Source organism: Vibrio hepatarius (assembly GCF_018860525.1).
In the GTDB taxonomy this organism is placed as follows: domain Bacteria; phylum Pseudomonadota; class Gammaproteobacteria; order Enterobacterales; family Vibrionaceae; genus Vibrio; species Vibrio hepatarius_B.
This window is the reverse complement of record NZ_JAHKPM010000017.1, coordinates 173,800-195,962: the sequence shown is the minus strand read 5'-3', so window position 1 is coordinate 195,962 and position 22,163 is coordinate 173,800. Positions and strand designations below refer to the sequence as shown.

Sequence of the window (22,163 nt, the reverse complement as noted above, 5' to 3'; positions counted from 1 at the left end):
ATCAGCGAAAAATAGTATCCGACTGTAAAAAACGCGAGATACAAAATTGACGAAACCAACTCAGCGACCGTTTTTTTGATCATCTGGAGCATTTCCCTCTCGTTTCGTGACAGCGCAGAAACTAGATAGAGACCAAATTTCCCCATGTTAAAAACAAAAGAGCAAAGCCCAATCAAAAACCCTAGAACACCTAGTATGATCCAACCGTAAAGTAAGCCGAACTCCAGCGTAGCTCCTAGAAATATAAAATACACAGCAGGCGAGGTTAACCACGAACCACCATCATTCATAACGTAACCGAAGATGAATGCAGACGAACTAGCTAACGAACTGACCCAAGAGCTTCCAGTATCTATGCTGTAGGGCGACTCTTCTACATCAACACTCTCATTTCCAAGGCTATCAATAAACGCAACAATCCCCGCGCCAAAAATACCAACGCCGTATTTCTTAATCTTGTCTATAAATCCGGTAGACTTGGATTTTTCTTGAGATTTATTATCGGAGTCGATACCACCATCGTTTTCAGACGCCAATTTATCCCCAGTCATTTTACTCGCTGCAATATCTGTCGCTCGGCCTAGATAGTAGTACGTACCGAATGAACGTATACGTGAACCAAAACTGCTTAACTCTGAGATTACTGAACCACAACGGAACTGAAGATCACCTGCATCGTCAAGAACGATAGTGTTCGGCTGACTTAAACAGCGAGTTAATGGCGTTATCCCAAAAATATCCTTGTCATCAACTGATTCAGCTCCCGATCTTTTAGGCAGATACTCGGCGAGGCCACTATATGATGCGTCAGCAGCCGCTAGATAGTTTTGATTTATCTCTCTGTAGTAAACATCATGCTCGCCTTTTGATGTGAGGTTTGAGTGCGCTTCAACTTTGATCGCAGACAGAACTTTTTGAGGAGCCAATGGAGCAGATTTTGCTTCTGAGTGTTTCATTAACACGGTAGGCATAGCCAAAAAACCTAGGTCTGTATATTGGGACAACTTCAATGATTCGATTTTTGAGTCGATAGCAGCCGCACACTCAAACAACCCAGTTCTTTTAGCTGTAGCATCAACCGAACATACCCTAGCGAGACAAGTATCAAGATCTTCAGTGCCACAGGTTTTATGCAACCTAAATCGCCCTACTTCATCGCTAAAACCTTCAGGATATGAAAGCTTTTGAGCCACAACATCAGCCATGCATAGCTCAGCCTGCCTTTGAGTTTCTATGATTTGGCCTGCCGACCAACGTGATGGCTTTTCAATATCGAATAGCTTCGATAAATCACCGTCAGAGGGACACGCAGACCTCCATTCTGCGCTTGGCTCGATTCTCCAACCTGTGAACAGGAAATTGTTTCTGTTGCTAGCGATTACAGCATCATAAAAACCATACTGATAACTCAGAGCCATCCTTAACAACTCGCGAGTCAATGTTTCTACAATATCTTTCTGTGAGTTCTTATATGCTGATGCATATTCAAGTAATTTTGCAGATCCATTGCCTAGGTTTTCCCTCTCTTCTTTAACAGACTCCGCTGGAGAGTTATCGTATGGAGTAGAAAACCGCAGATGACAACCTCCGCCAATGGAACCAACCTCAGCAACCACCTGATCACCCACGACATTAACACGAAGGTCGGAAATCGTTATCTCAATTGCCTGCCTACCATTTTTCTCTGTAGTGCAACGAGCAAACTCAATAAATGAGGACATGATGTTGTAGTTGTAGCCATTGAGAGTATACCCCGTGTCACGCGCAACATATTGAGCATCAGGCACTCGATACTGAGATGTTGAGATGCCCTCAACATTTACAATGTCATTAGTGATGTTTTGAACAGCATTTAAAGTCCCCCCAAAACCTTCAATAGCGGCTGTCTGAGCAGGAGATAAAATATCATCAAGATCTATTGCACTATTACCTCCTTTTCCCTCAATTAGGTAGCTGAGGGCTGACGAGAGAGGTAGAACTAATGATGAGCCTACAGTAAACAGAGCGATACGACTTACCGCAGATCCCCACTTATCTCGATTAAAAAGACCTGTGAAAATCGATCTACCTGTGTTGCTGAAAAGGAACATAGAGAACATCGCAGTCGTGATAATCGCTACAACAGCTAGAATGCTGTATATAACTGAGTCAGACAGGTTGGGAAATGGTTTAACACACCCTGTCAAAACTCCAATAGATGCAGTAGCCAAAGAAGCCTTTTCTGCCTCTGATGCGACTGAGGTAGCGCCTGTGTTGCCAAAAAGTGCAACCGCCACACGCGCATGGAGAGGCTTCAGAGACTCAAACTGACACTCGTTACTTGTGCTAAAACCAAATATCGACGATGCAAAGGAAGGTGTTATTAATGTCAAAGATAAGAACGATATTAATAACAGCTTAAATAATTTCATGCCTTTATTTTAATTTTAATGCATAAAATCAATGTGTACAAAAAATAATTATACCTTAAGGATGTACATCCTTATCATTTGCAAGTTTCAGAAAATAAAATTACTATATTTATATCGTTTTATTTAACGTATTTTATTATTAAATTGTTTGTTTTTTGGTAAAATTAAAGCCTCCCAATGTGGAGGCTTTAATATTTTTTAAAACAGGCTATTGTCATCAAAACCAGCCACTAAATCTGAATCCCGCTTAGGTTTTGGTTCCTCAGTTGTCGAGGCAACCTTATCGTCTACAGTCGGTTCAGCAACTTCTTCAGGCTTAGATTTGATACCACCAGGTTTTGAGTCTACTGGAGGTTTTGTTGTTGTTTTTTTACTAGCTCCTTTTAGGCTCATTAACATAGCCAGATTTTCTTCTTCTTCGAACTCAGATTGTACATAATCATATAAATCATGACGATGCTTACCACGCTTCTTGCCTTTCTTAAACTTACTTAATTCTTTATTAGCTTTTATCTGTTCTTTAATTTCAACATATTTTGATGGATCAAAGGTAATAGAAATTCCAACAATACTCCTTCCTTTAATCTTTACTTTATAAAGACTCCCGTCTGCTTGAGGTACAATCATTGGTGGTTTAAGAGATTCTTCTTCGCCCTTAGAGGTGTCTGGTTTTTGAATAATGGAATTAATGTCTTTTAGAGCTATATCTATAACATGTTTACAAAAGTCATTACCTCTTTTGTGCTTATTAACAACCCCAAGTTCTTCTCTTAGATCTTTAATAGATATATCAATACTTCTAACTGATGTTCCTGTGGAATCAGGATATCGTCGCAAAATAGCCAAACACATTCTTAATGTAAATTCAGATTTAGCTCCTTTAACTAGATTAAGAGGGAGAGCGGTATAACCTAACTTCAAGAGATCACGGCAGAAAAACACTAGAAATGGCATAAATCTAGAGTTTAACTCAACATCAACCACCTCGTTTTCATCAACTAACTGAATTTGACTGAAAATTGGAACAATATCTCTGCATTTTTGATTATTGTGTTCGTACTTGAACTCGAAGGTCAATTTAGCAGATGTTGCCGCTGCTTTGGCTATACCCTCAGCGAATTTACTGGGAAATACATCCAATTTAGTTCCGGGCGACCAATAACCCATAAAGTTTTTTATATTGAATTTAAACCTTAGCCATTTCTGCCGCCGTGAGCGGACTGTAATGGATAATAGAGGTCGTCATCAAGACTTAAAGGCGAGCAGAAATGTTCGCCTTTTTTTCGTTCCTATAGATATATAGTACTTGAATACAAACTAGTGCTATGTATAATAAAAATCATGACAACGACATCATCAAACAAGAAGGATACGAGCATGGAAACCGCCAAGCAGCAGGTTAAATCGTATATAAAGTACAAGAATATCAATGCTGTTAAAGTAGCAATCTATACCGCGATCATCATTTTTATTTTTACAGTAAGCTACGATCACAGCCTAGACTACATCGAGCTGATAAAGGACTCGAATTTCTATAAAAACAATGTAGGTGGTTGGCTATTTCCATACGAATGGTCACTGAATGCGCTTAGTCCCATTATCATGTATTGCCACTTTTGGGGACTTAGGCTGTTTGCTGCAACGGTATTCACTAAATACATGCTCACCAATATGTAGAATTCTTATTCTCTAGAAAGCGACCATAAGGTCGCTTTTTATGCTTCAGTCTAAAAAACGCCCAAACATTGTGGTAACATAGTGACAGCAGACAACACAACAGATAATAACTAATGAGAAAATTCACTTACACGAACTGGGCTTGGGTGTTTGCGGCAATAGTTGCTGCAATTTTTGCAGTTTACATTATCGGCGCAGCTATCAGCTTATTTCTTTGGGTAGCCGTTGCTTTTATCGTGGCTAAAATAACGACATACGTAAGAAAAAAGAAAAAGAATAATGAAACCAGAAAAAATTTAGCCACTTAGGTAAATTAATATGGATGGATAACCAGTGTCATGGGAATATCCAGACGATGAAGACGAAAGACCACCTTACCTTAACCACACAAGCTAAATTGGCACTAAATGAGCAGCAAAATGCTGCACTGAATACCTACGCTGAGCTATTCTGTCGAAGCAAAAGACGGATGACCTCTCTGTTGCAGAAAGGTAAGTTAGAAGGTCTTAAGCGAAAAGAAATTCGTGAATTAGTGTGTGGTTCGGACTTGGCTTATCGCCAGTTTAAAGGTGTAGAGTCTGCCGTTTCTGGCATGATTGATTCCAGAAAATGAAACAACAAGAACTATATAACTAACGCAGAATCCAAGCTAAAGTCTCTGAATCGCCTAAAATCCCCAAGACCAACAGATGATATTGATAAGCTTGCTGCAAGTTATTATCAGCAACAGCGAGGGATCAACCTCCTTGAAGACCGACTAGCCAAACTCAAACAAGGCAATATCTCATTTTGCTTTTTCTACGTTTTTGAGGAACTCGTGGTTTTAACTCTTTGGGTGGGAGGTAAATAGCCCGTTCCATTTCATTAATTTCACACCCTAAATTCTTAAGGTGGTAGAACCTTGATCGTGAGTTAATACCGAAATAATCAATAAAATCATCAATACTCATCTTGGATTTAGAAAAAAATCAGGAAAGGATATACAACATTAATTCATAGACTTAGAGAATCTGATGTCAGAAAATAAATCTGATTTTGCCCGTTTTCTTGTTCTAAAAAAGTTTAATTTTATTCATTATTAGTACTTTCATTTATGTTAGCGCTAGGTATAATGTACATATACATTGAGAGAGCGGAAAGGGATTACCCTCCTGCTAAGAGAAAAAAATGAACGGAGATACCCATGTCAGACGATTACGAGTACATATCAATAAAAGACCGAATGAAAAGCTTTGCGGTTGGTCTAGGCGTCATGATGGTCATTGCCTTCTTACTTCTGAAGGGTGGTGATTTGATCGGATACCTCGCAGAGTACTACGACTTGTAGGAAAAAGAAAAATAACGAGCCTCCATTAATATGGGGGTTTTTTATGGGTGTAAAATTTATAACATTCATAACTTCTTCCTTAACTTGCAAAAAATAAGACAAATCGCCCCAGAAAAGTTCGAATTAATACATTTTCAATACCCATTTATGACACCTCATGTATCATGTATAATGCCCCCCAAGTTTATATAGGAATATCCCCACCTAAGTTCTACAACAGTGACAGACCAAAGTTTTTAGCAATGTTCTACTTTCCTAAAATGGAAGACGTAACAGTTGTTTTACCTAAAGAGTCGATCTCTCTGTTACCGGAGCACCTATGGCAGCCGCGAGCTAACCTAATACTAGCAAATACGATGATCGTGAAAATGTAACAACAAAAGACGGAACCCCAATCATTTATCTATCAACAAAAGTTGAGCTAGAGGAAAAAGTCTACTATCTCCGTGCACCGTTTGGTAATTGAATCCACGGGAAAGTATCAAAATTCATTAAAACATCTGAACTCAAACAATGGCTATCCACCAAAGAAGGAAAAGCTTTTCAGAAAGATCAGTTTATGAAGGTTTTGAAGCGCAATTGTCCTAAATTTCATGCCACCATTTCTCAAGGGCTTACCAGCAAAGAGATTATCACCGAGTCAGCTCAGTAATACAAAGATGCCCACCAGCAATTTGGTGGGCAGTATCTAAAAATAATTATCAAAATATTGTATTATTAAAATAAAATGACTGTTTTCAGCGAAGACTACACCCTACTAGAAGGTGTATCACTTATTTCTGATTCGCGCCGTTACGATTTTGCCCACATGGGTAATTCCAATGATGTGGAATCAACACGTATCATCGATCCTGTTCGCATACCAAATGCTCAAATGAGATTTGATCGATTCTGTGAAAAGCAATCAACTTTACTTCGCCGCGCCGAACCAAATGTATTTAGACGGCCCGATGAAGTTGAAAAGATTGAGAATCAAACAATTAAATGCTTTAGTAATGCAGTCTCTAAAGACTTCCCTGAAGCAATCACACTTGATGAAGCAAAAGAGATTGCCTCAAAGCATGGTGTTAGCAATTACCTTAACGACATTACTTCAGAGCCACTACTCAAGCGTGACTCTCCTGCCGAGAAGTATAGCGGCGGATTTAAAATTAAGTTGTAACAACGGAGCAAGGCGAAAAATGAAGAATCAGTGGCTATTCACACAAACGATCACCCTACTGTCGATCACCGCATCGAAGAGTGGTTCAACTCTGTGAAGAATCAAGAAATTATTCACTCTTCAAACAATACGCAGTTCATTAAGCTTCGCCTTGAGCACGTAAAGGTCAACATCAATATCGATCATTTTCAAATTGATGGTGAGCAATGCAAAATTTTGGAAAGTGGCGATATGGATTACGTTCCTGATGGCTTCTTTTTTTCCAATAAAGCCACCAGCCCCCTATAGCTAGCCTGCTTCTTGTTATCTGATGATTCCCCTATCCCATTTGATGTAAGCGCTTAAGTAGCAAGAGAGACGTTCCTTACTTACGCTTGTCTAATAGTGAATCAGGTTCTATCACTATTAGCTTTTTTGCTAAACATCGATTCTTACGGATCTTCACCCCAACACTTAAAGCATTAGTCACAAAGAACAAATTTAACTACAACGGCGGCATTTCAAAGGAATATGAGGAACCAAGTAACCATAGCTATAATGACAGTTGCCGTTGCGATAAATGCGGAGAACCTGACTCTCTAGAACCAATTTTAGACGGCTCTGTCCACTGCCTAGAGTGCAATGCTGTTTAATTCCCTTGAGGTTAGATTTATAGCGACAGACTAAACAGTAAATTCCATTCAAAAAAAAATAAGCATCCTTATTTTTATTTGAATGGAATTGAAACTCTGAACATCAGTGAAGAGTTTAAAGAGTAAAAGCTATTATATTTATAAACCGTTATTAAAACGGTTATAAACCGTTATTAGAAGGTAGGAAAATAAATGCTAATCTTGATCAATTAATGCAAATACTGATCTGATAAATACTAAACTTGATCTGATTTATACTAATTACGATCCTTTAAATGCCAATCCTGATCTTACTAGGTGAAATCAAGATGCAAATCCCGATCTCACCCCTTAAAAATGATGCAAATCCCGATCTAAACTTCCGGATTCACTTAATCTTCTCAGCCTTAGCTCTTAACCCTCTTACTCGACTATTAACATTGGATTGATTAGTCTTTGCTGGCATGATCTTGTGTACTATTTGTTTAGGTATATCAACTTCAAGTTTCGAGTTTTGGTTCTTCTTAATTTTTGGAGATTTATCCTCCATTTCATTTGGTTCTATTTTATCTTCTGCTGATGGCGGTAAATTACCTGATGTTATAAGCTCGATTATCTCATCCTTTTTCTCTTCCATCACATACAAACTATGCTCACCAAGCTCGAACCAACCTAAATTAATTGGATTCCTTTTGTCTTTTGGTATGTTATTAGCTTTAACCCCAAAAGATAGGCTGACACCATCTCCCTGTCTGGTTAAAGAGTAATGCACTCTGGCTTTAGCATTTGTCTTGGATAAGCCGCTCCCTGATACAGTTGATAACTGCCTAGCTGAAGCCCCTACGTCAGACTTCCTTGGGTGATGCAAATAAATAATTGCGCAACTTGAATCCCTCACAATCTTGGATAAAAGAACTTTCACCTTATTATCTTGCTCGACTTCATCCGCGATTCCCATTGCGTCTCTAAGTGTATCAATAATCAGAACATCAACATCTTTTAGCTGCTCAACAAGATTATCCACAAATGACCTATTTACTTTCAACTCGTCATCAAAAAGGTACTCTTTGTCATTTTCTGGGTTTATATCATCTATTAAGGACACCCGACTCTTGATTACATCCACAACAGAAGGGGAAAAAGCATTCATATGAGCCAAGACCTTTCTTGAAGCCCAATTCAAACTCTCTTCAGAAGCCCATATAGCAACGTTGCGCGGCCTCCTATCACGTTCATTACAAGGAAGTAAACCTACAAAGTCGATATTCGTTGCCAGACTGTAAGCAATAGAAAACATCAGCTTACTTTTTCCGATATCCTGATCACCCATAATCATAGCCCAAGATGATTCTGGCAAAGCCTTAAGAACATACCCATTCTGTTCAGCAGCCAAATCCTCAAGCCGCTTAGTGTCATTTAAGCCTATGAACTTCAATTACTTTTCTCCCAACTCTTGACTTCCATCGACGATATTACCCTCGTACAATATCTGAAAATCAATACCCTTATACCTAGGAAGAAGATTGTCTCTCTCAACCTTAACTAGCCTTAAATTAAAGTGTCTAGTCAACAATCCAGCCTCATTAACAACGTTATTAAATAACTCAAAACTGATATGTACTTGGTTTTGCGAAGTTGCATTTTCTGGGTGGTGATCTAAGTATCTTTTGATCGCCCATGTTAAATATTTCTGGTGGTAGAATTTTCGCTTATTAGAGTCCAACCATTTCAAGAATGGCATTATCTTAGATCGATTTAATGTTGGATAAACTTTATGGAGTCGGTCTCTAGAAAGAAAACCGTTATCCTCATTCTCTTTCCTATAAGAGCTTGTTATACCGACAATTATATCGGTATAAGTGGAGGCACTTCGGTTGCGCTTTGACTTTAATTTATCTTCGTCACACAGATAAATAACACCGTTATCTGCAACAATCCGAAACTGCCTAACATTCGAAAGCTCAACTCCAGATCTATAAAATCTCTGGAGAAAAACCATCTTTGATATCCGTTCCAGTCTACCCCTAATAGTCTGCTTGTTAGGAGTAGAGTTTTCTATCCCGATATGGCGGATTAACTTACTAACCTCCATATGATACCAACTAACCTCATGACTAAGTGTTTGAGTCGGCTCCAAAACATCTTCATCAAAGTTAACATTGAGACCCAATGATGAGGTTACGTCGAGCAATGAAACGCCTGCACCTATTTCTAGCATGCCTCCCATCCCTATAATGGCATCCAATACAGTTTGGTCATCTTCTATAGCAACAGAGCCATAGAGTTCTTGTTGATACTCATCATAAGGAAGTTTTTTATTTGTTTCCCACGAAACTTTTTGCCTCTTAACCAGTAAAGGCAGCTCCCCATGAAACAACTTTTCTATTTCTTCATCAGAAAATGAACGGATTCTATCTATATAACGTTTTGGAACACGCTTGGAAGGTAGGAAAAACGGACTGATTGTTCTAGGACTTACAGTTTCATCAGGAAGGTTTTCCAGCAACAACTTATCGTTATAGTAGTAGATTTCTCCATCTTTTATTCCAAGATCGATATCTAAATCTTGACCATCTATTATGTCGCCATTACTCATCTATCTTCACCACTGAAATGCTAACTTTAGATCAATCCTAATCTTGAATCACAACTTTATCAATTTTTAATGCAAATCCCAGTCTGCCAAAGAATGCAAATCCCAGATCTATCACAAAATTTGCATATAAAACCCGAATTTTATCGAAGATATATGCAAATCTTAAGTCCATCTAATGCAAATCCCAGTCAATGAGTTACATCAAATACAAATCCCAGTTTAAGTAAGCCCCCCTTTCTCCTTAAATGCACAACCTTTGAGCATGCTTAAGTTTAGAATGCACCTTCAGGCTCGGCGACTCTACAATTAACACTAAGTCTAAATACTAATTCCAACGTAGTTTATGCAAATCCCGATCTGCTCAATACTAATTCTGGCACCAAGACTCTTTAGGTAATACAAATCCCGATCTGTTAAGGTGTTTATATGCAAATCCTGACCTGTAGCATCTTTTCGTTTATGCAAATCCCGATCTGTTAAGGAACCTATATGCAAACCCTGATCTGTAGCACCTTTTTGTTTATACAAATCCCGATCTGTTAAGGAACCTATATGCAAACCCTGATCTGTAGCACCTTTTTGTTTATACAAATCCCGATCTGTTAAGGTGTTTTTATGCAAATCCTGATCTGTAGCACCTTTTCGTTTATGCAAATCCCGATTTATTAGGAAACTTATATGCAAACCCTGATCTGTAGCACCTTTTCGCTTATGCAAATTCCGATCTATTAGGAAACTTATATGCAACCCCTGATCTGTAGCACCTTTTCGCTTATGCAAATCCCGATCTTTTAAGGAACCTATATGCAAACCCTGATCTGTAGCACCTTTTCGTTTATGCAAATCCCGATCTTTTAAGGAACCTATATGCAAGTTCTGCTCTGATAATTCGCAATCAATCCACAGGATTAACCATAAAATACTCGCATAGATATTATCGCAAGTGTATAGTGAGCATCATCATAGAGAATCGGGAAACCTAAAAATCGAACTTTCTTTTCTTGTCGTGTCTGTAACTTTTACTTGAGTACTGGCTTCCATGAACCTTTGTTACATGGGAATCAATTGACTCTTTTAATCCTTTTAGCAAAGTAGCTTCTTGGGATCTAGATACAGACTCATGTATTCCTTCCGCAACTGAATCTATGATCTCTCTAGGGTCTTTAACAGAGTAATCCTTTCCTTCTGCCAACTTCATGAGAGTGTTCCTGTCAGGCCAAGACTTACTCTTGTCCATTTTTAATGCCATTTCGCTAGGTATCAGCGGATACACTTTAGTATGAGTAACATCAAATATAGGCGATACATGAACATCCTTTATATCGGGAGAATACTGAAGTGCAAAATTTTTTAAGTGGGCATCTCCGTTGCCGATCATTGCATTAAAAACTATGTACTTATAAACCTTATCGACTTGCTCTTGGGAGCCAGTATACATTTTGGTCGCTTTTAAAACATTTTCATAACTACCTATATACTTGGCGTCATCTGAATTTGGGAGCTTCATTAGTGTAACAAAGTCTTCCAGCCCATATCTAACATCACCTACCCTATCAAACCGCTCTACTACAAAGTTTTCTAAATTTTCGGACAAGTATGTCTTTGGGGTTGATATTCCGCAGTGTCTTGCCGCTTCCATGCAGACGAACTCATTTACCGTAAGCAAATCGTGTTCATCGAACGTTTTTACAATAAAGTCTTTTTGTTGGATAGTTCTTCCAAACATAAGATCTTGACCATCGTCGGCATCTTTATTCTTAACCTCGGAATTGATTAAGCTGATTTTTGGCTGCATTCCTGAAAGTGAATTTCTTAGGTAATAACGCTCAAGTAGCTCAGGGAATATCGGCTTAGAACCAGAATAACTAAGAATATCATCTAATGGTATGGACTCTACTTGTGGCAGATCTAGTTCCTTAGTTGAGTATCCTAACATACCTATACCGTTATCCCCCTGAAGAGCTAACAGGTACATGTCATTAACTTTCGCATATCTAGCTAATTTTTGTTGAATGAATCGCCTGTTTGAACCTTCAGGGAGATTTTGGGCAAAGACTGGGTGCAATGTCCCTAACGTAAACCCGTCTGGTTTATAATCCGTCATTGTTAGCGATACTGGGCGACTCGTCGCGAACTCAGGAAGATACAAGAAATGAGATCCGTGCCTTAAATCTCCATAGCGCACACCATTCACATGTATATTTAGCTGCTTAATAGATTGTGGTAGTTTCATATCATTAATTTTAATTAGTCGTCATCTTTAAATAGGTCATCTAGGTCATCCCAACTTGGAAACCTATGCTCTTTTACTGTCAGGGTGAATTCAAACCCTAAGAATTCAGCATATCTCTCTAAAATCCTGAATGATCCTGTAAATCTACCGTTCTCAATCTTAGATATTGTGGTTGCGACTATGCCTGTTTTTTCTGCCGCCTCAGCCTGAGTCATATTTTTTGTTTTTCGAGCTGCTGCTAGTTGCTCACCGATACGCTCTCTGCTCACTTCAATCTCAACCATTATGCTGTTTATATTTTAAACTATACACCTAAGTACTCAATTTGTCTAAATAGCTAAGTTTCTACTCTTAGACTCTGGTTATAGCTATATAGGAATCTTGAAAATAAATCATACTAAAATCTATTTCCTATATAGCTATATTTTATTGCATCTCGCATAAATTTAGCTATTTAGATAAGTTTTTAATAATTAAAACATAAAATACATGCATTAATGTTATCGATGGGTGTAATGGTTGTCATAGAGAGGTAAGGCATACCGCCCCACACCAAACAGAGAGAGCAGAAAAATGGAACTCTCATTGAGCGCCCTTTCCTGTATCAATAAATCCATTAATTGAATACACACCAATTAAGTACCATGTATGGCATTCTGTTCTCATGGTATCCCCCGCCTCCTTCACCGTCAGCCTGAACAACCTTCACGGGTTTTCTTGGGCCAGTCCTTACCGAGCCACTACCGCCAGTACCATCAGGTTCACTCTTTAATCCATGGTTATGCTTAGGAAACTCACTCAAAGTAAGCTGGTGGCGCTGATAGCCTCCTTTCTCACCCATTCTATAGGTATGATCTAGGGTGCCGTCATCCAACCTACCAGATCCTATAATTGTTCTCCCTGCCATATCTAAAGGAAGACTCCCAACAGGACAAGCCCCTTCAAAGGCAAATATGCTGCCAGAGGGCACACCGCCGAGTTTCACAAATGGCTGTTTAACCGAATCAACACTCATTTGAAAACCACCTCTAGCGAACATGGTTCCTAGATCGTGATCATTGACCCCTGACGCCCCTTGGTTGGCAACGGCTCCAGAAGCTAAAGCCACCACTAAACCAACCGTCATAATTTTAAATTTTTTCATTCTATCTATTTACGATTTTGATGGATTAGTCGAACTTGCACCAGTTCATTGCCATGTATGGCATTCTGTTCTCGTGGTATCCGTCACCACCAGCAGGCTCAGTCGGCCAATTTTTTACAGGCTTACGAGGCCCAGTAGCTACAGAGCCGCTTCCGCCGCTCCCGTCAGGCTCAGTTTGAACACCGTGACTATGTTTAGGCATTTCTTCAATTGTGAGCTTATGAAGCTGTGTGCCGCCATTTTCACCTAACTTATACCTATGCCTTAAAGTCCCGTCATCAAGCTCCCCAGCGCCAACAACGACCCTTCCTGCGAGTTCTTTAAACACACGACTCCCTTTGGGGCAGTTTCCTAAAAAAGGCACTATCGCACCAGAAGGGATTCCAGTTTGAATTTCAATTGTTTTTGTAGGGATTGACGCTCTGCTCCCTGAGTACTCTTGTGTCGTTGTCATCACTCCGTTGCCGTAATCCATACCGTCCATTGAGTAAAAATCAGCATTCGCAGCGGGACTTAATATTGCGGATAAGGCTAGCGCCAAGGTCGCTACCTTTCGAGATTTAAATACCATATACCTTATTAATTAGAGTTTTATCTAAGTGTAGTAAAAAAAAATTCATTGCTCACTTTCATATAAAAATCAGAAACTAAGTCGGTAAATGGTACACCTCGCACTTAAAGCCACCAGCACTGGATAAGAAAAGATGAGCTTAGACGTCAATCAACTTAAGTTACTCGTTAACCAAGTCCCTATTTTTGACTGCGAAGATATTCAGGACGGGCTTTCCGTTGTCTGGGTATCTCCTAACACACTGTTTATTTACTGGGAACAAGATAATTGGTATCAGCGTAGCAAAAACGTATCAAGCTACAATCACGAACTTCAGCTTAGTTGAAGCCATTAACAAGGGCACTGAGTTATCCTTAACAGCAGTAGCTCAAAACCCGTTTAACCCGCAAATTGATGCTACCCAAACCGATTTAAATTAGGTGATTAGGTTTGATCACCTAGTTTAAATCGGTTGGTGTCTCTCTTCGTCGCTATCAGCTAATCAGAGTTCTTGATGCAATTTGAGACAGAAGCAGAGCGGGATTTTCCCGCTCTTACAATTCTCCTAGTTGGATACCTTCATACAGATGGCGTAAACCGTTGCTCTTGCCATTTGCCCTTCTGGTGTGTCGCACGCAACAACCCACGAATTTCCTCTAGGTCGGTTAATCGGCATAAACATCCACCCCCTATAAGATGAGCAATGTCCACCACCACCCGTTAACACCTCATTTCCAGCACAACTTACAGAAACTGAAGGAAAACGATAAGCAGTTTTTGACTTTGTTCTTGTTGTGAACACTGACCTAGCTGATGCGGTAGATAGTCCTGAGTTCGTAATAATTTCGAAGCCACCCACCTTACTAGCTGTGCCGTTTTTAATGTTATTTACATCCAATGAGTAGAAAGAATCTTTGTTAATTGTGTAGTTTGCCGTTGCATAGAATGGCATTGACGCCGCAACTACCAGTGCAGCCAAAGTTAATTTATTCATATTTTTTAATGGTTTAATTAATTGTACAAAATATAAATAAAACAAACAAAGTATCATTCTTGAATAAATAAAGGTTAATTCTTTGGCGTTGTGGGCTTGGGTGAGGCCACTTGTCTTTATCTTACTATCTCTGGTGGTGATGTATGGGTTCCGATTAATTTCACCCATCCTACTATTTTTATTGAAAATACAGAAAAAGTTATTGCATTAGGGTTAGCGCAATGGCATGATAATGACATAAAGAAACGGCAGCACACTTACCGAATAGAGAGATATAAAATGACAACAAACACTAACAAGAAGCACCCAATTGCAAAACTTATTAATGTAGTTGTTATACTGATTGTTGTAGCTGGCATGACGTATGCGACTGTTGATTTTTTTGCAAGCGGCTGGTGCCAAGCAGCTTTCGGACTTAGTGTTGATGAAAATTCAAGCTGGGAAGTGAAATCTTGCGCTAAGTACTATTGGAATTTAGACGTAGAAAACCCAACTGGTTGGTAAAAAGATAAGGGCTAACAAATTAATGTTAGCCCTTAAAATTAAACAATCAGTAAATCGCTGGTGGCTGTTATTAATTTTGTAATGAAGGTTCTCCCAACACAACTACACCCTCCTCAAACTTACCCGCTACCTCATTGAATTCATAATCCCAATCAGGGTTAGTAAGCATAGATAAGTTTACAATAACTGAGTACCTAAACTTATCCGAAAGAACCTCATGAACCTGATGCGCAAAACGTATGTTTGAATTGTTGATGTGAACAATTAACCCATGAGATGGATTAAAAACCGCCTCGCAAGTGTCCTTTTCCATGGAACCACTTACAGGGTTCGGCAAAACAGTATTTAAACTAACTTGTCCACCATCACAATCCAAAAACTCATCATCACTTAAATAGATCATGCTAATTATAGGTGATCCGTCTGAGCAGTCGGCATGTAAATCCATATAATGACTCCTCGGAGCAAAAAACACAGAGAGATTATCCCCCTTTGGGTTCGGGTATGAGTCAAGTGTTTGCTTAAACGATTCCTTAAGGGTTCGCACTAACTTAATGTATGAGTCTTTTATTTTGGTCGGTCTATACATTGAATGTTTGCTAATAAACCTCTTGGAGTACCCTTTATAGGAATCAAGCTCAGATTGTTCAACACCCAAAAAGTGCTCACCCTTAACCAGTGACAACAAACTGTCGACAATCTCACTACTTACTCTCGACTCCGAATACCCCTTTAAGCAAAACTTTTCGAAGTCAAACTCACCCAACCCACTATTTTTGCTGGTGGATGAACAATATCTATTTGTGACCTTAAGCGGTCGATTGTTGTTTTCAAAAAATGACAAACCATCCAGCTCGGAGTGTATTACACCTTGAAGTAAACCATTTGAGTCATTATTGGTGAAATCTACATTTAATCCAATTAAACCAATATTCACAAACAGGACTTTACCACAAGGTACATAAATATCTTTGCCGACCAAAGATAGGGCATTAACCTCAATGGTGGATGTGTTAAATAGGAAGTAAATTGCGCCCACACTTACCTTATCACCTAGTGGTGACGTAATGGAGAAATCTGTTTTAGCAGGGTTATCTTCGTTGAAGTAGTACTTGGCGTATTCTGAGACTGGAGAATATTCTGGGATGAATGCCCCACTATAAATTTGTGAGGCAGTCTGGCTAGGTAAATCACCTACAGCGTCTATCAACTCACTTAGGCACAGCGAGTCAAAGCTAGTAATAGCAACCCCATCCTTGATTAAGTCGCTAGTTACGCTTGTGTTAGAGGAAAACTGAATCATTTTCCATTAAAAGTAACCAGTTCTAATCGGTTCATCAAGCATTAAGAAGAAAGCTTCATAATCTTCTCGTGACCAATCATCGTTGTAAAAATTGAAAGGAGAAAAAAAACTAGCGAGGAGATAACTGCAATCTCACCATTAAGGAATGAACGTGACCAGATTCCGTACTCGGGGTTAAAAACACCGTTAATCGAGATATCGAAAAGAATCATTAGAGGAGTAGCCAGAAATAGCGCAATAGTTCCAGCAAGGATATTTTTAAATACATTTTTCATACAAGAAATCTCTATCAAACTTATGGAGTAGTGATCCCTATCTCTCGAAGAAAAATCTACCACTACCCCACCTTTAAGTCAATGATTACTTTTACTTTTACTTTTACTTTTACTTTTCGTAATTAATTTCACTCACAACAATATTGTTAAAAATATTGCTTCTAACTTTTATCTTTAAACCCATGGAAAACCCTTCTCTTTCAACTTCAACCCAATCGCCACCACCCAAAGAGTACTCCCATTTTTTTGACTGAAGATCAACCTCTCTAAGGTTTAAACCAAGTGATGGGTTCTTCTCGCAGTTAGCTAAACCAACGCCTGACTCTGAAGAAATCTTACAAGTTATTCCTGACTCCAAATCAACATGGTTTAAAAGCAAAGAATCATCTATAAAAAACTGTTTAACAGATGAGGCTGATATACCCAAAACAACTAAAGCTACAACTACCCTTACGTGAACAGAATACTTCTTAGGCAATATTCTTTTTTTACTTATCTTTTTAAATAATCTCATGAATGTTATTAATGGTTTAATGTTCTATAATTTAATAAAAATACAAAAATGATTCCCAATAACAACTCTAATCAAAATCTCGGATTTACTCCAATCGACCATGAAGAGGTTTTTAACCTTAGCCCTAAACTAAAAGATCTATTTGAAAAATTAGGTGAGTTTGATGTCCAATTTAAGCAACCAGATCATGTGAAGGTATCAATTGAAAATAATCAAAGGTTAATTCAAGGTAGTATGACTATGCCTCACTCTCCTGAAATCGTCGATTTTGAACTTTCAACTGACTACCTTATGACTAATGCCAACCTCATCACCATGACAAGAATCGATGGTAGTGAAATTTGGGGTGACAATATATCCGTTTCAAATGAAATGAAGATCACCCACCCTAATGATCTTAAGGCAGAGTTAACTAATGCAATGTTATACTCTGCATCAGAAACTTCAATGAAAAACACAAAGTCTTTGGATGATGCAAGTAACTCATTAGATAAACAAATAAAAATGAAAAACCAACATTTACAAAAACACCAAAACAAACCAGAAAGCCTTGATCCCAAATACGCTGAACAAGTTAATCCCAGAAGATTAATGCACTAATTAAGCAACAAGCCCTCCTAGCGAGGGTTTTTTAAAACTTTTATCACCAAACCCCCTTCCATTGCAGGTTTTTTTTTACTACTTTTTTCGAAAAAGATTTGCTCAATGATTCGTAAAAAGCTAAAAGCAGCATCAGCTCTACTTTTATTGTCTCTTACAGGGTGCTCATCTTTAGAAAGTATTAACACTAATCATTCTGATGATGCATGCAAAATGTTAACTGAAAACAAAGACTGGATGAAGGCCAGCTATAGGGCTTGGAAAAAATGGGGAGTTCCCATTTCTGTACAGCTTTCTGTTATTAAACACGAATCATCTTTTAATGGAGATGCATCAGCCAAAACAAGTACAGCTTATGGCTATGCCCAAGCACTTACTGGAACCTTTAATGACTACAAAAAAGACACAAAAAACCACGGAGCAAATAGAGGTTCATTTTACGACTCAACAGACTTTATTGGTTGGTATTTCAGTAACTCCATCAAATCAATTGGTCACAATCCATACGACGCTGGAAGCTTTTACTTAGCTTACCATGACGGTATAGGCGGATATAAAAAGAAAACGTACTTGAAAAAAAAGTGGCTAATGGATAAATCAAAAGGTGTTCATAAATTGGCAAACAAGTACAGAGTCCAGATAAACAAATGCAGAATTAAAATTTAAAAAAATTGGAATAAAAAATGGAACATAACATTATAGAAAATCCAGTGATCAAAGTTTTCGGTGTAGGCGGCGGCGGAACCAACGCTATTGGTCATATAATTAAACGTGAGTTTGAAGATGCAGAGCTTTACTGCGTTAACACAGACGCTCAATCCTTAAGAAGCGTATCTGGTTGCTTACCAGATCACGTAATCCATATTGGTAAAGAATTAACCCAAGGCCTTGGCGCAGGCTCAAAACCTGAAGTAGGTCGTGAAGCTGCTGAAGAAAGTATTGTGGAGATTTCAGAGGTAGTAAAAGGAGCTGACATAATATTTGTAGCGGCTGGGCTTGGAGGAGGCACTGGCACTGGGGCTGCGCCTGTTATTGCACGCGCAGCAAAAGAACAAGGAATTCTTACAGTAGCTGTCGTTACTAAGCCATTTAGCTTCGAAGGAAATCAAAGGATGTCTTATGCACTTCAAGGCATCGATGAACTAAAACAATTCGTTGACTCAATCGTAGTAATTCCGAATCAAAAGCTTTTAGAAAAACTAGATAATTCGATAAGCCTTCTTCATGCATTCGATGCCGTAAATGAGGTTCTTTATACGGCAGTAAGTGGCATAAGTGATCTTATCTTAAAGGACGGAATGATTAACGTCGATTTTGCCGACGTAAAAACCGTTATGGGTTCTAAGGGACTTGCCATCATGGGTCAAGGTCAAGGTATAGGTGAGGCCGAAGATGACCGAGCTATACAAGCTGTTCTTCAGGCAACGACTTGCCCACTTCTTGACGATATCGATATAAGCAACGCTGAAGGATTGATAGTATCTATTGTTAGCGGAATGGATCTTCAGCTAGAAGAACTAAACATTATTGGCGCTGAACTTCGAAAAATCACATCAGAAAACGCAACCATCAAGGTTGGTAATTCATTTGATCTTGATATGCAGAAAAAGATTGAGGTAACAGTAATCGCAACTGGACTAAAAAGTAAATCTGATAAAGTGAAATCAAAACCTGAGTCACCATTTAGAGTTGAGTCACGTAAAGCGCAACAAAATGAGTTCACACCTAAGAACCAACCCAAGCAAGAAAACGCAAGTTCTGTTCCTGCATTTTTGACCAAGGAGAGTGCTTAAGTGGATAGTTATGGGGAGCGTTGCTCCCCATGTTACTGATCGGTCAAGTTAGGCACCCTAACAACAACAACCCTGTAACCTTAAGAAAAATTCATTCCCCCATAAAAGTCTCTGTAGCAAAATCATGAGAAAAAATTGAATCCAGCTTCGGACAAGGTCTTAAGCTTAGTACTATTTTGGGTTGAGAACTTTTAACAGGAAGTGGGGGTAGTGTTAATAGAAATTTTGGCGAATCATCTTTGATTAATCCTGCCTTAACCTTAGTTTTTGTTGGCTTTTTAGCTCCAGGTTTTTGTTCTTTTAAACCGCCTTTCTCTGAACTTATTCCAAGTTTTTTTTAAGTATTATTATTAAGCTTTATACTCAAAATCAATCTACCTCCACAACGGCTGGAACGCCATCAAACCCTAACTCTTTAACTAACCCATAGTACGGCTTTAAATCCAACCAATAGTAACACTTCGCAGCCTTAAGCTCTGACTTATTTACGGAAGCTTTTCCTTTACTCATCCAATCAAGAAACCTAGACACTTTAGCGTCTGGTGTACTATCACTACAAGTAAGTGCGCTATAGTTTAAAATACCTTCAGTTGTTGCATCTCTACTCATTGGCATTAACCAAACTTCTTTTCCACTATTTTTTAATTTTTCCAGCTCACCTCTATTGACGAATGCGCGGCTAAACTGACATGAGTAATCAAGGAAAACGTAAGCTGTACCGTTGTCTCCGTCTGAATATTTATGACCATACCTTTTTGCAAAATAGGGGACTACGTTTTCCTTAAACCCACCCTCTCTGTTGTCTATTTTTTTTACAAATTTTCCATCATTAAATATATACTTTGACTCTCCAATTTTAAGCGCATTTTCTTGAATTTTTAACGAGAAATACCCACCTATAGATTCTCCTTTTTCTACAGCGTAACCGAACACCTTTGCTGAATCCTCGTGATATATCCTGACACCATCAAAAGTGCCACTTAACGCATCTTTATAACCTGCGAATGCTGTGGTTGATGTAGCCAAAAGCACACCAATAATTAGTTTTTTTACCTTCATTGTAAAATTGTTTTGTTTTTAATATTATTTACATTAAAAAAGTATACAATATGACGCCACTTAGTCTACTAAGATTATCAAAAGTTGATATAGCTATACCGAGATTCTTCACAGAATCTGATAAAGAAATACCCGCAGACATTCTATCTGTAAACGAAAGTAAATCTGAAGTAATAATTCAATCAACCAAGTCCATCGAAAGTAATGTTTTATACGCCAAAATATACGCATTTAACAGAGCAAAATTACTAAGACTCAAGGTTATTAAAGAGCTAAGCTCGATTAACCAATACGTATTAAAAGTAGACAACGAGATGGAGTCCATTGATTCAGATGACGCAACAAACACCTATATGGGTATATCTATAGAAACACCAATACCTTCGCTGCACCTTTCAGTGGATGAAGGGTCTGAATCTGAGCCAACCATGAATTACTCATGCCATGTAATTTCTAGCGATTTTCTAATCGTTGAAGTAAGTGAGGATTGTTTGTTTAGCAATATAAAAGACTGCATAAAGTCAGACAAAGAAATAACCTTGCCAAAAAGTAGAGATGACGAAACTATAGAGGTAAAAATACTACCGACCAAGGCGATAAAATTGGGAGAAAACAAAGCGCTTATTAAGATTGCTGACAATGATGAATGCAAAAACATTGGCTCTATATTTGATAACGAAATTAAAGAGTCATTCGATAAAATAATTGCAAAAAACACAGTGTATATAAATGATACTTTCAACAAAGATAACCAATAAAATTCTAAAAGTTATCACTATTGTGATACTAGCATCATCATCAATGTTCTCAAATGCCAACGAGAGAGATGATAAATATTTTGAAGCCATACCTATGGGCTCTTCCGTTAGCAAAAATGAAGAAATTAGAGTGTATTACTTCTTTAACTCCAACTGCCCGAGCTGTAAAAAGTTTTCACCAGAACTTGAAAAATGGCAGAGCAAAATGAAGGGTAAGGTTGAAATGATTTCTGTACCATTTGCACCTTATGCTAACTGGGAATGGTCATCAAAAGCATACTTAGGTGGACTAGAACTTAAACCTGAGTTAACACGAAAAGAACTGGAAAAATCTCAGGATAAGCTAGGTATAGAGCAAGTAACAGATCTACTAAAAGCTGCTGATGTTCTTAGCGTTGCAATAGGTGAAAATCGTGGTAAGATAATGACGGCGCTTACTGTGGAAAAGATGAACCAGACCTTTAAAAAAACACAAGAAAGTGCGTCGTCTTTTGGTGTTTTAGGGACACCTAGCATCGTAGTAGTCGGTAGCAACGTGGCATATAGGGTAAGCCCTGAATTTGGGTTAACCCACAAAGGAATGCTGAACATAACTGAAGCACTTGTCGAATACCAAAACTCATTAAAAAAAGTCAACAAAACTAGAGAGTAA

At 38.4% G+C, this 22,163-nt stretch carries 27 protein-coding genes; 13 read left to right on the top strand and 14 right to left on the bottom strand.

Annotation, left to right across the window (positions count from 1 at the left end):
• A partial coding sequence (locus KO511_RS05340; RefSeq protein ID WP_215986445.1) for a hypothetical protein occupies positions 1–2,411 on the bottom strand: 2,411 nt, incomplete at its 3' end.
• Positions 2,412–2,609: 198 nt separating this feature from the next.
• A complete protein-coding gene (locus KO511_RS05335) occupies positions 2,610–3,551 on the bottom strand; it encodes a replication initiation protein (protein ID WP_215986444.1) in 942 nt (313 codons plus the stop codon).
• Between the two features lie 237 nt (positions 3,552–3,788).
• Here KO511_RS05335 and KO511_RS05330 point away from each other — a divergent pair, with 237 nt between their 5' ends.
• The 6 genes from KO511_RS05330 to KO511_RS05305 all read left to right on the top strand — a co-directional run bounded on the left by KO511_RS05330 (position 3,789) and on the right by KO511_RS05305 (position 6,865).
• Positions 3,789–4,088, top strand: a complete 300-nt coding sequence (locus KO511_RS05330; RefSeq protein WP_215986443.1) for a hypothetical protein — start codon at positions 3,789–3,791, stop codon at positions 4,086–4,088.
• A 113-nt stretch (positions 4,089–4,201) separates the two neighbouring features.
• Complete coding sequence (locus KO511_RS05325) at positions 4,202–4,396, top strand: hypothetical protein (protein WP_215986442.1); 195 nt, start codon at positions 4,202–4,204, stop codon at positions 4,394–4,396.
• Between the two features lie 47 nt (positions 4,397–4,443).
• Positions 4,444–4,701 (top strand): hypothetical protein, encoded by a 258-nt coding sequence (locus KO511_RS05320; RefSeq protein WP_215986441.1) that lies wholly within the window; start codon positions 4,444–4,446, stop codon positions 4,699–4,701.
• Positions 4,702–5,271: 570 nt separating this feature from the next.
• Complete coding sequence (locus tag KO511_RS05315) at positions 5,272–5,415, top strand: hypothetical protein (protein ID WP_215986440.1); 144 nt, start codon at positions 5,272–5,274, stop codon at positions 5,413–5,415.
• 727 nt (positions 5,416–6,142) lie between these two features.
• Complete coding sequence (locus KO511_RS05310) at positions 6,143–6,577, top strand: hypothetical protein (RefSeq protein WP_215986439.1); 435 nt, start codon at positions 6,143–6,145, stop codon at positions 6,575–6,577.
• 30 nt (positions 6,578–6,607) lie between these two features.
• The gene (locus tag KO511_RS05305; protein WP_215986438.1) at positions 6,608–6,865 is read left to right on the top strand and encodes a hypothetical protein; all 258 of its coding nucleotides are present in this window, start codon (positions 6,608–6,610) and stop codon (positions 6,863–6,865) included.
• A 711-nt stretch (positions 6,866–7,576) separates the two neighbouring features.
• Here KO511_RS05305 and KO511_RS05300 read toward each other — a convergent pair.
• From KO511_RS05300 to KO511_RS05270, 7 genes are all read right to left on the bottom strand, one after another.
• A complete protein-coding gene (locus KO511_RS05300; RefSeq protein WP_215986437.1) occupies positions 7,577–8,623 on the bottom strand; it encodes an AAA family ATPase in 1,047 nt (348 codons plus the stop codon).
• Positions 8,624–9,784, bottom strand: a complete 1,161-nt coding sequence (locus KO511_RS05295; RefSeq protein ID WP_215986436.1) for a hypothetical protein — start codon at positions 9,782–9,784, stop codon at positions 8,624–8,626. It lies immediately after the preceding gene.
• Between the two features lie 318 nt (positions 9,785–10,102).
• Positions 10,103–10,627 carry a DUF1601 domain-containing protein gene (locus KO511_RS05290; RefSeq protein ID WP_215986435.1) on the bottom strand — a complete coding sequence of 175 codons (525 nt, stop codon included), beginning with the start codon at positions 10,625–10,627 and terminating at the stop codon, positions 10,103–10,105.
• A 136-nt stretch (positions 10,628–10,763) separates the two neighbouring features.
• Positions 10,764–12,017 carry a type II toxin-antitoxin system HipA family toxin gene (locus tag KO511_RS05285; protein ID WP_215986434.1) on the bottom strand — a complete coding sequence of 418 codons (1,254 nt, stop codon included), beginning with the start codon at positions 12,015–12,017 and terminating at the stop codon, positions 10,764–10,766.
• A gap of 14 nt (positions 12,018–12,031) precedes the next feature.
• Complete coding sequence (locus KO511_RS05280) at positions 12,032–12,301, bottom strand: helix-turn-helix domain-containing protein (protein ID WP_215986433.1); 270 nt, start codon at positions 12,299–12,301, stop codon at positions 12,032–12,034.
• A 332-nt stretch (positions 12,302–12,633) separates the two neighbouring features.
• Positions 12,634–13,161, bottom strand: a complete 528-nt coding sequence (locus KO511_RS05275) for a hypothetical protein (protein ID WP_215986432.1) — start codon at positions 13,159–13,161, stop codon at positions 12,634–12,636.
• Positions 13,162–13,186: 25 nt separating this feature from the next.
• The gene (locus tag KO511_RS05270; protein WP_215986431.1) at positions 13,187–13,732 is read right to left on the bottom strand and encodes a hypothetical protein; all 546 of its coding nucleotides are present in this window, start codon (positions 13,730–13,732) and stop codon (positions 13,187–13,189) included.
• Between the two features lie 133 nt (positions 13,733–13,865).
• Here KO511_RS05270 and KO511_RS05265 point away from each other — a divergent pair, with 133 nt between their 5' ends.
• Positions 13,866–14,057: a hypothetical protein gene (locus KO511_RS05265; protein WP_215986430.1), complete on the top strand. Its 192-nt coding sequence runs from the start codon at positions 13,866–13,868 to the stop codon at positions 14,055–14,057.
• A 219-nt stretch (positions 14,058–14,276) separates the two neighbouring features.
• On the opposite strand, the gene KO511_RS05260 is transcribed toward KO511_RS05265, so the two are convergent.
• Positions 14,277–14,705, bottom strand: a complete 429-nt coding sequence (locus tag KO511_RS05260; RefSeq protein WP_215986429.1) for a hypothetical protein — start codon at positions 14,703–14,705, stop codon at positions 14,277–14,279.
• A 96-nt stretch (positions 14,706–14,801) separates the two neighbouring features.
• Here KO511_RS05260 and KO511_RS05255 point away from each other — a divergent pair, with 96 nt between their 5' ends.
• The gene (locus KO511_RS05255) at positions 14,802–15,209 is read left to right on the top strand and encodes a hypothetical protein (RefSeq protein WP_215986428.1); all 408 of its coding nucleotides are present in this window, start codon (positions 14,802–14,804) and stop codon (positions 15,207–15,209) included.
• A gap of 70 nt (positions 15,210–15,279) precedes the next feature.
• Here the strand turns inward: KO511_RS05255 and KO511_RS05250 are convergent, their stop codons facing one another.
• From KO511_RS05250 to KO511_RS05240, 3 genes are all read right to left on the bottom strand, one after another.
• Positions 15,280–16,512 (bottom strand): hypothetical protein, encoded by a 1,233-nt coding sequence (locus KO511_RS05250; RefSeq protein WP_215986427.1) that lies wholly within the window; start codon positions 16,510–16,512, stop codon positions 15,280–15,282.
• A 41-nt stretch (positions 16,513–16,553) separates the two neighbouring features.
• A complete protein-coding gene (locus KO511_RS05245) occupies positions 16,554–16,787 on the bottom strand; it encodes a hypothetical protein (protein ID WP_215986426.1) in 234 nt (77 codons plus the stop codon).
• Positions 16,788–16,896: 109 nt separating this feature from the next.
• Positions 16,897–17,301, bottom strand: coding sequence for a hypothetical protein (locus KO511_RS05240; RefSeq protein ID WP_215986425.1), 405 nt, complete (start codon positions 17,299–17,301; stop codon positions 16,897–16,899).
• Between the two features lie 48 nt (positions 17,302–17,349).
• Between KO511_RS05240 and KO511_RS05235 the strand changes: the two genes are divergently transcribed.
• From KO511_RS05235 to ftsZ, 3 genes are all read left to right on the top strand, one after another.
• Positions 17,350–17,901 carry a hypothetical protein gene (locus tag KO511_RS05235; protein WP_215986424.1) on the top strand — a complete coding sequence of 184 codons (552 nt, stop codon included), beginning with the start codon at positions 17,350–17,352 and terminating at the stop codon, positions 17,899–17,901.
• Positions 17,902–18,006: 105 nt separating this feature from the next.
• Positions 18,007–18,567: a transglycosylase SLT domain-containing protein gene (locus KO511_RS05230; protein ID WP_215986423.1), complete on the top strand. Its 561-nt coding sequence runs from the start codon at positions 18,007–18,009 to the stop codon at positions 18,565–18,567.
• Positions 18,568–18,584: 17 nt separating this feature from the next.
• Positions 18,585–19,694: a cell division protein FtsZ gene (gene ftsZ / locus KO511_RS05225; RefSeq protein ID WP_215986422.1), complete on the top strand. Its 1,110-nt coding sequence runs from the start codon at positions 18,585–18,587 to the stop codon at positions 19,692–19,694.
• 369 nt (positions 19,695–20,063) lie between these two features.
• On the opposite strand, the gene KO511_RS05220 is transcribed toward ftsZ, so the two are convergent.
• Entirely contained in the window at positions 20,064–20,753 is a 690-nt protein-coding gene (locus KO511_RS05220; RefSeq protein ID WP_215986421.1) for a hypothetical protein, read from the bottom strand.
• A 50-nt stretch (positions 20,754–20,803) separates the two neighbouring features.
• Here KO511_RS05220 and KO511_RS05215 point away from each other — a divergent pair, with 50 nt between their 5' ends.
• Positions 20,804–21,511, top strand: a complete 708-nt coding sequence (locus tag KO511_RS05215) for a hypothetical protein (protein WP_215986420.1) — start codon at positions 20,804–20,806, stop codon at positions 21,509–21,511.
• Positions 21,483–22,163, top strand: a complete 681-nt coding sequence (locus KO511_RS05210) for a DsbA family protein (protein ID WP_215986419.1) — start codon at positions 21,483–21,485, stop codon at positions 22,161–22,163. Before KO511_RS05215 ends, KO511_RS05210 begins: the two co-directional genes overlap by 29 nt.

Coding starts and splice junctions, on each gene's coding strand:
- KO511_RS05330 (WP_215986443.1), top strand. CDS start 3,789: ATGGAAACCGCCAAGCAGCAGGTTAAATCGTATATAAAGTACAAGAAT.
- KO511_RS05325 (WP_215986442.1), top strand. CDS start 4,202: ATGAGAAAATTCACTTACACGAACTGGGCTTGGGTGTTTGCGGCAATA.
- KO511_RS05320 (WP_215986441.1), top strand. CDS start 4,444: ATGAAGACGAAAGACCACCTTACCTTAACCACACAAGCTAAATTGGCA.
- KO511_RS05315 (WP_215986440.1), top strand. CDS start 5,272: ATGTCAGACGATTACGAGTACATATCAATAAAAGACCGAATGAAAAGC.
- KO511_RS05310 (WP_215986439.1), top strand. CDS start 6,143: ATGACTGTTTTCAGCGAAGACTACACCCTACTAGAAGGTGTATCACTT.
- KO511_RS05295 (WP_215986436.1), bottom strand. CDS start 9,784: ATGAGTAATGGCGACATAATAGATGGTCAAGATTTAGATATCGATCTT.
- KO511_RS05285 (WP_215986434.1), bottom strand. CDS start 12,017: ATGAAACTACCACAATCTATTAAGCAGCTAAATATACATGTGAATGGT.
- KO511_RS05280 (WP_215986433.1), bottom strand. CDS start 12,301: ATGGTTGAGATTGAAGTGAGCAGAGAGCGTATCGGTGAGCAACTAGCA.
- KO511_RS05275 (WP_215986432.1), bottom strand. CDS start 13,161: ATGAAAAAATTTAAAATTATGACGGTTGGTTTAGTGGTGGCTTTAGCT.
- KO511_RS05270 (WP_215986431.1), bottom strand. CDS start 13,732: ATGGTATTTAAATCTCGAAAGGTAGCGACCTTGGCGCTAGCCTTATCC.
- KO511_RS05265 (WP_215986430.1), top strand. CDS start 13,866: ATGAGCTTAGACGTCAATCAACTTAAGTTACTCGTTAACCAAGTCCCT.
- KO511_RS05260 (WP_215986429.1), bottom strand. CDS start 14,705: ATGAATAAATTAACTTTGGCTGCACTGGTAGTTGCGGCGTCAATGCCA.
- KO511_RS05250 (WP_215986427.1), bottom strand. CDS start 16,512: ATGATTCAGTTTTCCTCTAACACAAGCGTAACTAGCGACTTAATCAAG.
- KO511_RS05245 (WP_215986426.1), bottom strand. CDS start 16,787: ATGAAAAATGTATTTAAAAATATCCTTGCTGGAACTATTGCGCTATTT.
- KO511_RS05240 (WP_215986425.1), bottom strand. CDS start 17,301: ATGAGATTATTTAAAAAGATAAGTAAAAAAAGAATATTGCCTAAGAAG.
- KO511_RS05235 (WP_215986424.1), top strand. CDS start 17,350: ATGATTCCCAATAACAACTCTAATCAAAATCTCGGATTTACTCCAATC.
- KO511_RS05230 (WP_215986423.1), top strand. CDS start 18,007: ATGATTCGTAAAAAGCTAAAAGCAGCATCAGCTCTACTTTTATTGTCT.
- ftsZ (WP_215986422.1), top strand. CDS start 18,585: ATGGAACATAACATTATAGAAAATCCAGTGATCAAAGTTTTCGGTGTA.
- KO511_RS05220 (WP_215986421.1), bottom strand. CDS start 20,753: ATGAAGGTAAAAAAACTAATTATTGGTGTGCTTTTGGCTACATCAACC.
- KO511_RS05215 (WP_215986420.1), top strand. CDS start 20,804: ATGACGCCACTTAGTCTACTAAGATTATCAAAAGTTGATATAGCTATA.
- KO511_RS05210 (WP_215986419.1), top strand. CDS start 21,483: ATGATACTTTCAACAAAGATAACCAATAAAATTCTAAAAGTTATCACT.